10 protein-coding genes are annotated in these 8542 nt (G+C 37.7%); 6 read left to right on the top strand and 4 right to left on the bottom strand.

Annotation, left to right across the window (positions count from 1 at the left end):
- The coding region (locus LEP1GSC203_RS05490) for an integrase core domain-containing protein (RefSeq protein ID WP_002972554.1) at nucleotides 1–584 on the top strand (584 nt) is incomplete at its 5' end.
- Nucleotides 585–591: 7 nt separating this feature from the next.
- Here LEP1GSC203_RS05490 and LEP1GSC203_RS05485 read toward each other — a convergent pair.
- Nucleotides 592–1134 (bottom strand): type 1 glutamine amidotransferase family protein, encoded by a 543-nt coding sequence (locus tag LEP1GSC203_RS05485; RefSeq protein ID WP_156808562.1) that lies wholly within the window; start codon nucleotides 1132–1134, stop codon nucleotides 592–594.
- Nucleotides 1135–1301: 167 nt separating this feature from the next.
- Complete coding sequence (locus LEP1GSC203_RS05480; protein WP_051064143.1) at nucleotides 1302–2333, bottom strand: MBL fold metallo-hydrolase; 1032 nt, start codon at nucleotides 2331–2333, stop codon at nucleotides 1302–1304.
- 249 nt (nucleotides 2334–2582) lie between these two features.
- Here LEP1GSC203_RS05480 and LEP1GSC203_RS05475 point away from each other — a divergent pair, with 249 nt between their 5' ends.
- Both LEP1GSC203_RS05475 and LEP1GSC203_RS05470 read left to right on the top strand, forming a co-directional pair.
- Nucleotides 2583–3635, top strand: coding sequence for an SDR family oxidoreductase (locus LEP1GSC203_RS05475; protein WP_002972803.1), 1053 nt, complete (start codon nucleotides 2583–2585; stop codon nucleotides 3633–3635).
- 192 nt (nucleotides 3636–3827) lie between these two features.
- A complete protein-coding gene (locus LEP1GSC203_RS05470) occupies nucleotides 3828–4427 on the top strand; it encodes a DUF4269 domain-containing protein (RefSeq protein ID WP_002972669.1) in 600 nt (199 codons plus the stop codon).
- On the opposite strand, the gene LEP1GSC203_RS05465 is transcribed toward LEP1GSC203_RS05470, so the two are convergent.
- Nucleotides 4409–5014, bottom strand: a complete 606-nt coding sequence (locus LEP1GSC203_RS05465; RefSeq protein WP_002972770.1) for an alpha-ketoglutarate-dependent dioxygenase AlkB family protein — start codon at nucleotides 5012–5014, stop codon at nucleotides 4409–4411. The genes LEP1GSC203_RS05470 and LEP1GSC203_RS05465 overlap by 19 nt on opposite strands.
- A gap of 150 nt (nucleotides 5015–5164) precedes the next feature.
- On the opposite strand from LEP1GSC203_RS05465, the gene LEP1GSC203_RS05460 reads away from it, so the two are divergent.
- The 3 genes from LEP1GSC203_RS05460 (at nucleotide 5165) to LEP1GSC203_RS05450 (ending at nucleotide 7186) form a co-directional block, all read left to right on the top strand.
- Nucleotides 5165–5401, top strand: a complete 237-nt coding sequence (locus LEP1GSC203_RS05460; RefSeq protein WP_002972378.1) for a hypothetical protein — start codon at nucleotides 5165–5167, stop codon at nucleotides 5399–5401.
- Nucleotides 5401–6543: a suppressor of fused domain protein gene (locus LEP1GSC203_RS05455; RefSeq protein WP_002972607.1), complete on the top strand. Its 1143-nt coding sequence runs from the start codon at nucleotides 5401–5403 to the stop codon at nucleotides 6541–6543. Before LEP1GSC203_RS05460 ends, LEP1GSC203_RS05455 begins: the two co-directional genes overlap by 1 nt.
- A gap of 61 nt (nucleotides 6544–6604) precedes the next feature.
- Entirely contained in the window at nucleotides 6605–7186 is a 582-nt protein-coding gene (locus LEP1GSC203_RS05450) for a hypothetical protein (protein ID WP_002972873.1), read from the top strand.
- A 334-nt stretch (nucleotides 7187–7520) separates the two neighbouring features.
- Here the strand turns inward: LEP1GSC203_RS05450 and LEP1GSC203_RS05445 are convergent, their stop codons facing one another.
- Entirely contained in the window at nucleotides 7521–8540 is a 1020-nt protein-coding gene (locus tag LEP1GSC203_RS05445) for a synaptic vesicle VAT-1 family membrane protein (RefSeq protein WP_002972442.1), read from the bottom strand.
- Nucleotides 8541–8542: the final 2 nt, after the last annotated feature.

The following is an 8542-nucleotide window of genomic DNA, read 5'->3' as shown; positions in this document are numbered from 1 at the left end:
ACGCACACACTCGAACTGACAACGGTCCACCATTTGCCTCGAATGCGCTGGCAGGGCTTAGTAAACTTTCTGTATGGTGGATCAAACTGGGAATCAAGTTGGAGCGGATTGAACCAGGCAAACCACAACAAAATGGTAGGCATGAAAGAATGCATAAAACCTTAAAGGAAGAAACGGCTTTGCCTCCAAGGTCTAGCTTAGAGACACAACAAAAAGCATTTCGAGATTTTCAGAAAGAATTCAATTACCTAAGACCACATGAAGGAATTCAAAATTCTTTTCCTGCTAACCATTACCAAAAGTCGAAAAGGAAATTCCCAAAACGGATTGTAAAAGCTTCTTATCCAACAAACATCATGATTGGAGAAATCAATGACATAGGGAATCTTCATATTGAAGGCCATCGGATCTTTCTATCTTCCGCGTTAGCAGATGAAGAAGTTGGTTTAGAGGAAATCTCGGACAGGCATGTAAAGATTCATTTTTATGGAGTTAGCCTTGGTGTGATCGATTTGTATACGGGAAAGTTGTTGCATTTTAAAAATCCAATGCAATCCTCATTACCGTCTGAATCAGGATTTTAATGCATCTTTATGTAAAGTATGTATTGAGACAAAACTGTAAAGGATGTACGAGTACACTCAGTCCTCCCGGTATTAAGATTGCTACGAATTTGTTTTGATCTTTGACTGCCACCTCTAAGGAAATTGGATTTAGAAAGGACGTATTAGAATTTAAAAACTGAATGGCTTCCGCTTTTTCTTCTTTAGAATTCCAATATTTATCTTTTAGGCTTTCTGGATCCAGAGTAGCGCGCTTTGCACCTGGAGTGGCAAATACTAATTCAATCCCAGTGTTCTCTAAGGCTATCACTGGATGCATCAATTCATTGGCAAATACACCAGTGGGATGTTTATGATTTTCATCTAACAAAATGGTATCGGCTGCACTCATTACGATTAATACTTTTGGTTTTGGTAAACCAAAGATAGGTGTCTGCAAAAGAACAAAACCAAGAAATACAAACATTTGTAAATTGATCATCCTGCTCACAAAAAGAATTTTGATTAGGTTTTGTTTAACCTTGATCAATTGCAATAGTAACTTGTTTAAGATCCAAGTTGGATTCGACATATAAATTTCACTCACTTCCCTTTTGAATTGGTCCCCACCAATCAATCATACTGACGGGGACTCTTTGAATAGAGTGTTTAAAATCATACTTCTATTTTAACCTAAGTTAAAATTTACAAATTTTAGGATTCCCACTTAACCTGTGGCTTAGTTTTTTGTTTTTAGTTTCAAAACAAATCAATTGTTTCAAAGCCTTGCAACAATTGTACTTCTACCTTATCTTTTTCGGTTTGTTTCAAAATGTATTTCATATTAGATTCAAAATCATCTCCGAGTTGGAGATTTGGTTCCAATGGTTCCGACAGTGGTTTGAAAAAATTATCCCAATGGATAGGAATCAAAAGTTTGGGTTTTGTCGTTTGGACAGTTTGTTTGTAGAAAGTATCTTGGAAGGAAACAGGTTGTAATGAAAGTTGCGCAATTCCCAAAAACAAAACATCTACTTGGATTTTGTCTAATGCCCCTTCTACAAAATTAGTACTACTTTTGATCAGAATTTTATTTTTACCATGTTGGATGAAAAAATCAAAGGTTCCTCCTTCGATATAGTCAGTTGCTTTGATTGGTTGGCTTAGTGGCGATTCGATGTTGGGGTGGTTCGGATCCGTTGCGTTTGTTTTTCCAAAAATTCGAAAGGGTGGTGTGTGTTTGGATTCTAAAACGGTAATCGTAAACTTTCCTATTTGGACCGGTTTTCCTGGTTGGAATTTTTCCATTTGGTTTGGAGAGAGGTCTCCTCCAAGCCCCACATTGAGTGTCGAGGAAGAACCAAATAACTTCGCCTTTGTTTGTTTGGCGACAAGGGGTGCATCCATTACATGATCATAATGAGAATGGCAGACAAAAATTGCTCTCAGTCTGTCGATTTTCGCTTTGGTGATTACAGATTGAACTGTGGATGGATCTGATTCTATTTTGGAAAATGCCGTTTTCCATAAAGAAGGCCTAGAAAAAAAAGCATCCGTTATGATTTGGGTTTCTCCATCATCTAACAGGATGGATGTGGTTCCAAGAAAGGTGGCACGGATTTTTCCTTTGGGAATCGGGTTCGGAAGATTCTCGTGGGGAAAATAAGAATTGTAATGACCCAGATTCCCAGAAGGACGAAAGGCACAATGAGAACAAAAAAGAATGAGTAAAAAAAATAATTTGGGTAAGGATTGATTCAGTTTCTGATAAAGACTCGGTTTGGTTGGCATAACGATAAAAATTAACAAAATCAAAAATCTTTGGCAAACCATTTCCAATCTTATAAACGTTTGGATTTTCACATGCGAGAGGGATTTGCAGGACTTGGTCTCCGGACGATAGGCCGGAGACGGGAGCGAACGCGGACTCCGGAAAAGCCCGGACCCGAAGGGTCTCGCCAAACAAAAGAATACAAAGAGGCGTTTTGTTTCGGTTTTATTGGCTGTTTTCTATAAGGAAAGATGAGTCTAAGAAATAATATGAAAACAATCAACTCAGAGTTGCCCGTTGTTGTAACGGGAGGATCCGGATACATTGCTTCTTGGATCGTTAAATATCTGTTAGAAGACGGTAAGTCAGTGCGAACTACGGTTCGTAGTTTAAAAGATACAAAAAAAATTGAACACCTACTAGAATTACAAAATCAGTTCAAAGACAAACTTACGTTATTCGAAGCTGATTTATTAACTGAAGGAAGTTTTGATAAAGCGATTGAAGGTGCTGAACTTGTGATTCATACCGCCTCTCCTTTTTTTGTTGCAGGAATTAAGGATGCAAAAAAACAACTGGTTGAACCAGCACTGCAAGGTACGAGAAATGTTCTTTTAGCCTGCAATCGCATATCTACCGTAAAACGAGTTGTATTAACTTCAAGTGTTGCATCCATTCACAGTGATAATATTGATTCTTTAAAAGTTTCCAACAACACCTTTACGGAAGAAGATTGGAACACAACAAGTTCACTCAATCACCAACCTTATGCTTATTCAAAAACTTTAGCAGAAAAGGAAGCTTGGGAAATCCAAAAACAACAAACACGTTGGGATTTAGTTGTGATCAATCCTTCCTTTGTGATGGGTCCTTCACTTTCCAAAAGACTTGATGGAACCAGTGTTGAGTTTATGAAAAATATGCTGAAGGGAGTGTTTCGCACAGGTGTTCCCGATACGAAGATGGGATTTGTAGATGTAAGGGATGTGGCAAAGGCACATATCTTAGCAGGATTTACTCCGAACGCGAAAGGAAGACATATCACATCCGCCGAAGTGATGCCGATGTTAGGTGTTGCTAAAATCATTAAAGAAAATTTTGGGAATCGTTATTCTGTTCCTACTGGAAATTTACCTAAAGCACTTGTATACGTGATTGGTCCATTCTTTGGTTTGAGTTGGGGATATACAAAAAATAATATTGGTCAACCACTCAATTATAATCACCAGTATAGTAAAACTGATTTAGGTTTAACCTATCGTTCGCTCAAAGAAACTTTTGTGGATCATGTGAACCAAATGGAAAGTTCAGGTTTGTTATAAGTTGATTCAAAAGAACTCTCAGAGGGTTTTGTTGAAACTGCGAAGTTTTCGTTAGAATTTTTTAAGAGATTCGATTTCCAAGAGACAGGTATTATGTTTTATGGTAGGAGTTGGGCCGGGAATGAACTCCCACAAGCCCACCTCCACCACCCATTCAGGGTGGGGGCCGAGACCGAACCCACGAGACATAATATGCATTCCCTCCCATCCAATTCGTTCCTCGGCACTGACTACTTACAATTTGGGACAGCCAAACAACAAGAATTGTTTCGAGATTTAGAAGAATGGAAAATTCTAAAATGCTTACATGGTTTCAAACCAACACTTGCTGGCACAATCCCCTTAAATATTGATACAGATTCAAGCGATGTGGATATCCTGGTAAAATTTAACATTCTTTCCCACTTACAAAAGATTTGTTATGCCAAATTTCGCAATCTACCAAATTATAGTTTTTCAGAAAAAACAATTTCACTTCGCGTAACGCTAGTTTGTCGCTTTGAAACAAAAAAGTTTCAATATGAAATTTTTGGACAGGCAATCGAACCTACTGAACAGTATGGTTGGATTCATATGATAGTTGAAAATCGGTTTTTAACATTGGCAGATCCAACATTCCGAGAAGAAATTAGAAATCTAAAAAAGCAAGGAATCAAAACAGAACCTGCTTTTTGTAAAGTTTTGGATTTGAAAGGAGATCCTTACAAAATCCTTCTCCAATGGAACCAAAAAACTGATGAACAGTTTCGAGAATTACTCTCCCAAAAAGGATTTCAAATCAATCCAAACTGACGAAAGGTTAAATTGATTCTCGGTCGTTTGACCTTCATCGCTTTTGGAAGGGAATGCAACCAATGCCTTTGGATGACATCTTTCATTAAAAGTAAACTTCCGTGTTCCAACTGTAACTCCACTTGTTCACCAGTTTTTTTATGTTTGTATCGAAAGATTCGTTCTGCCCCAAAACTTACGGAAGCAATTGTTGAATTAGGACGTAAAGAAGTTTCATCATCACTATGCCAAGCCATCCCTTCACTCCCATCATGATATAAATTCAACAAACAAGAATTGAAAACTTCCTTGGTTACACCTTCTACTTTTGATTTTAATTCTAATAAGAGTGGAGACCAAGGAAGAGCTGTTTTAGTTGTTCCCGAATAACGATAGGAAAAACCTTTTTCCGCATACCATGCGACACTTCGTTTGGTGGTGATATGTTTTCCATAAAGTATTGCTTCATCCGGTTTCCATTCAATCTCATCCATTAGGGATCCAAAGATCCGATGGGATTCTTCTGTTGGGAGAAAATGAGGAATGTACAATAAAACTCCGTCATAGGGGAGGAGATTTTCCGATTCAGACCTTTGGAATAATTGCATGGATTTCGAAATCGCCCACCTGAAAAAAGTAAGTCACTGTAATTTTTCACCCACTGACCAAAGAAATCCAATGAAAATCCACACTGACAGTCCAGGTCGTCTAAAATTTTAGTTGGATTCCCTTCCAGACCAAAGAATCTATACGATAGTATGACCCCAACTCGCACGATTCAATCATTCATCGACGCAAAAAAGGAAAACCTTTCCCCTTCGGAAGAAGTTTGGAACTCATTGAAAGGATACAGGAAATGGAATGAACCAGAACTAATCGGTCTAAGGAATGCCTCTGGTTATTATCCAGATATTTATTTTGAAGTAGGAATGGATGATACCATTGCAAAACTACTTGCAAAATTCCAAGAGAGAGTTGTCCCCCATAAATTTTAATGAATCCCAGTACCCCTAAAGTTTTATACCAAGAAGCAAATCCCTACGGTTCTTTTACTGCATTTTTAGAAGATGACGGAAGAACCATTTACCTTTACCTACAATCACATAACAATCCTGAGTGGCCAATGAAAACACTTTGGGTGCGTAACTTAATTGATGCACCTGATTCACGTGTGGAAGAAGATTTTGATCTTGGCCTTGCGCCTGTGTTGACCAAATCTGAAATTACAGATCCAAAAGCACAAAGTTCACTTATAGAAGAGCAAATTCATTTTATTTGGTCAGAGGAAGGTGATGCTGTAGCTTTATTTGTAGAGGAAGAACTACAAGCCTATTTGCCTTCTTGGTCCGGGATCAAAGGTGTTCATGGTTATGCAAAATTTGCAAAAGAAGAAGCACCAACTGCCTCACCTCTCGGAGATCCAGAAAACGGTGTGATCGCAGAACGAGTCAGAACCAATCGTAAGTTTTGGGAAGCCGTTGCCGAAAAAGATCATTGGAAAAAAGCACAACAACTTCGATTGGATTTTTTAGAATCAAAACTTGGTAAACACCAAACTTATTGGTCAGCAGATGGTGGAAAGTATCCTTCGCTAGGGATCGCATCATTTTTACCAAAAGAATTTCCTGGTATCAAAATCTTTTCTACAATTGGGATGAGTGTACAAAATCAACCTTCTATAGAACTCTACCACAAAGATTATGAAAACTTTTCTCGTATCGAACTTGTCTTTGCGATTCAACTTTTGAAAGATACAGAAGATAAATCGGAAAAATGGATCCAACATGTTCTTGGAGAGATGGTAAAGTTCCCTTGGAACACAGGAATTTGGTTTGGACATTCGCATACAATACAAAATCCAAGAAAAGATCCCGACCAACTCTATCTAGACTTCAACTGGTTCGTTCTACGTAACGTCACAGAGGAAATAGAGCAGGGTTCCAAAGAAACTCTACCAAATCTTCATGGACTCCTCACAGAGAACGGAAAACGTGCAAATTTTCTTTTCTTAACGCCGATTGCAACAGAAGAACGAATTTGTTTTATGCGAGAAGGTTCCTTTCAGTTTTGGGAGACCTGGAAAAAGGAAGGATATAGTTTCTTTCACGACAGCGAACGAAGAATGTTAGAATTCTAGATTTTATTTTTCAAAAAAAATCCGATTCAAACTCTAAAATCTGACCGTTACTCTATATGATATGGCAGAGACGTATACAAAGTACTTCAATTTAGAGTTTGAACCGTTTTCCTTAGAGCGCATTCTCGAAGAAAGACAAGATTCCACCGGATTTTTCCTCTCTACTGTATTTCAAAAACGGTTTTCGGAAGAAGTGAACCTCAAACGTCATGAAGATCAAAAACTTTGGATCCAAACAAAAAATCTGCGTTATGTAGTTTTGGATGGGGTTCAAAAAATTTCTGATGAAAATGGCCGCTTAGAACCTACCAATATCCTCTACTTACTTGTTTTTTTTGATTTTAACTCCATTACTGAATATGGTTTTGAAGATGTATGCAATGTTCTCATGAAACGATACGATCTCCCCTCACTCATCCTAAAGATGCCTGAATCAGACCATTTAGAAATCTGGAGTAAGGACCATTCACGCAAAAGTTATAAAAATGTGATCCATCCTAACATTGAATCGCTGATGAAATCACTCTTTGATTCGATCAATAAGAAGGACCATTTCCAATTTATTGGTTTGGAAAGACTCAATTCTGATAAAAAATCGGGATTTTCGATGAGTCGAAGGGGTTTTACAAGGGCAATTGCCTAATTTTTCTCGGAACTTATGCCTATAAATGAAAAAACCCGCAGGTCTTGCGGGTTCACACAAATCTTACTTCGATAGATCGAAGGAAGAATTAAGGCTAAGCTTATTTCTTAGCTTTTTTCTTTGCAGCTTTTTTCTTAGCGGCTTTCTTTTTTGCGGCTTTCTTTTTAGCAACCATTGTGATCGTCCTTATCTTTTGATTTCAAAACACGGCTGTCCTTGGCAAACAGAGAGTGAATTGATACGACATAATTAAATCATATCATTTTTAATGTAAAGAAATTTTATTTTTTGCATGAATTTTTATTCAAAATAAAAAAACAGACTAATACTCATTCTACGGAACATTGATAACTATCTTACCAATTGTTTGTCCCGATTGAAATGTACGGAGTGCATCGTGTATTTTTTCGAACGCAAACTCATGTCCGATGGTTTGTTTTGGTAATGATAACATCATTAAATCGGAAAAATGTTTTCGTAATTCATCAATTTCATTCCACAACCATATTAAATTGAATCCCATCACTGATTTATTGTCTGAAATCATGGATAATGGATCAATTTTTGGTCGTGAGAGGTAAGAATATGCGATTGAAAGCCAATTTCGGAATGAATGTGATGGTGTGAAGTTCGCACTACCATAAGTAACAAGTCTTCCCATTGGTGCCATAAGATCATAACTGTCGTGAAAATAACGACCACCTAAACATTCTAAAACTATTTTTAATGGATGTTCTGATAATATTTTCTTCATCTCTTGTTTAAAATTAGGAGACCTTGTGAGAAAATAATCATAACCAACCTCTTTTAAGATCGAAAACTTAACGGAATCACCTACAAGTCCGATTGGGATTGCTTTTTTTTTCTTCGCAATGTGTCCTGCCATGATACCTACACCACCTGCAGCACTATGGATTAGGACATGATCTCCTTCTTTCACTTGTCCGAGTGGAACAAGAGCATAGTATGCAGTGAGTGCTTGTACAACAAATGCTGCACCATCTTGCATCGACCAACCTTTAGGAAGAGCAAAAACTGTTTTTTCTGAAATGTTAAGATGAGTTGTGTATGCACCGAACCTTGTTGCACCAAACACTGAATCTCCGACCTCAAAATCCTTAACATTTGGGCCTATTTTAACGATTTTTCCTGCAAATTCTAAACCAGGAATGAAACTTCCTTTAGGAGTTGCTGAGTACAAACCATAAATCGAAAATACATCAGCGAAGTTAAGGCCAATCGCTTTCACTTCTATGGTAACTTCATCACCTTCCGGTGGTCTTAAGAGTTCTTTTTTCCGATGGAGGTGATCAATAGATCCGGTTTTTTCGATGCGATAGACTTCTCTTAACATAA

The sequence above is a fragment of the Leptospira terpstrae serovar Hualin str. LT 11-33 = ATCC 700639 genome (assembly GCF_000332495.1).
In the GTDB taxonomy this organism is placed as follows: domain Bacteria; phylum Spirochaetota; class Leptospiria; order Leptospirales; family Leptospiraceae; genus Leptospira_A; species Leptospira_A terpstrae.
The sequence above is the reverse complement of the archived record's forward strand: the minus strand, read 5'-3'. Positions and strand labels throughout refer to the sequence as shown.

Excerpts from the sequence above, each read along its gene's own strand:
- LEP1GSC203_RS05485 (WP_156808562.1), bottom strand. The coding sequence starts at position 1,134 with ATGTCGAATCCAACTTGGATCTTAAACAAGTTACTATTGCAATTGATC.
- LEP1GSC203_RS05450 (WP_002972873.1), top strand. The coding sequence starts at position 6,605 with ATGGCAGAGACGTATACAAAGTACTTCAATTTAGAGTTTGAACCGTTT.
- LEP1GSC203_RS05480 (WP_051064143.1), bottom strand. The coding sequence starts at position 2,333 with ATGCCAACCAAACCGAGTCTTTATCAGAAACTGAATCAATCCTTACCC.
- LEP1GSC203_RS05455 (WP_002972607.1), top strand. The coding sequence starts at position 5,401 with ATGAATCCCAGTACCCCTAAAGTTTTATACCAAGAAGCAAATCCCTAC.
- LEP1GSC203_RS05470 (WP_002972669.1), top strand. The coding sequence starts at position 3,828 with ATGCATTCCCTCCCATCCAATTCGTTCCTCGGCACTGACTACTTACAA.
- LEP1GSC203_RS05475 (WP_002972803.1), top strand. The coding sequence starts at position 2,583 with ATGAAAACAATCAACTCAGAGTTGCCCGTTGTTGTAACGGGAGGATCC.
- LEP1GSC203_RS05460 (WP_002972378.1), top strand. The coding sequence starts at position 5,165 with ATGACCCCAACTCGCACGATTCAATCATTCATCGACGCAAAAAAGGAA.
- LEP1GSC203_RS05465 (WP_002972770.1), bottom strand. The coding sequence starts at position 5,014 with ATGCAATTATTCCAAAGGTCTGAATCGGAAAATCTCCTCCCCTATGAC.
- LEP1GSC203_RS05445 (WP_002972442.1), bottom strand. The coding sequence starts at position 8,540 with ATGTTAAGAGAAGTCTATCGCATCGAAAAAACCGGATCTATTGATCAC.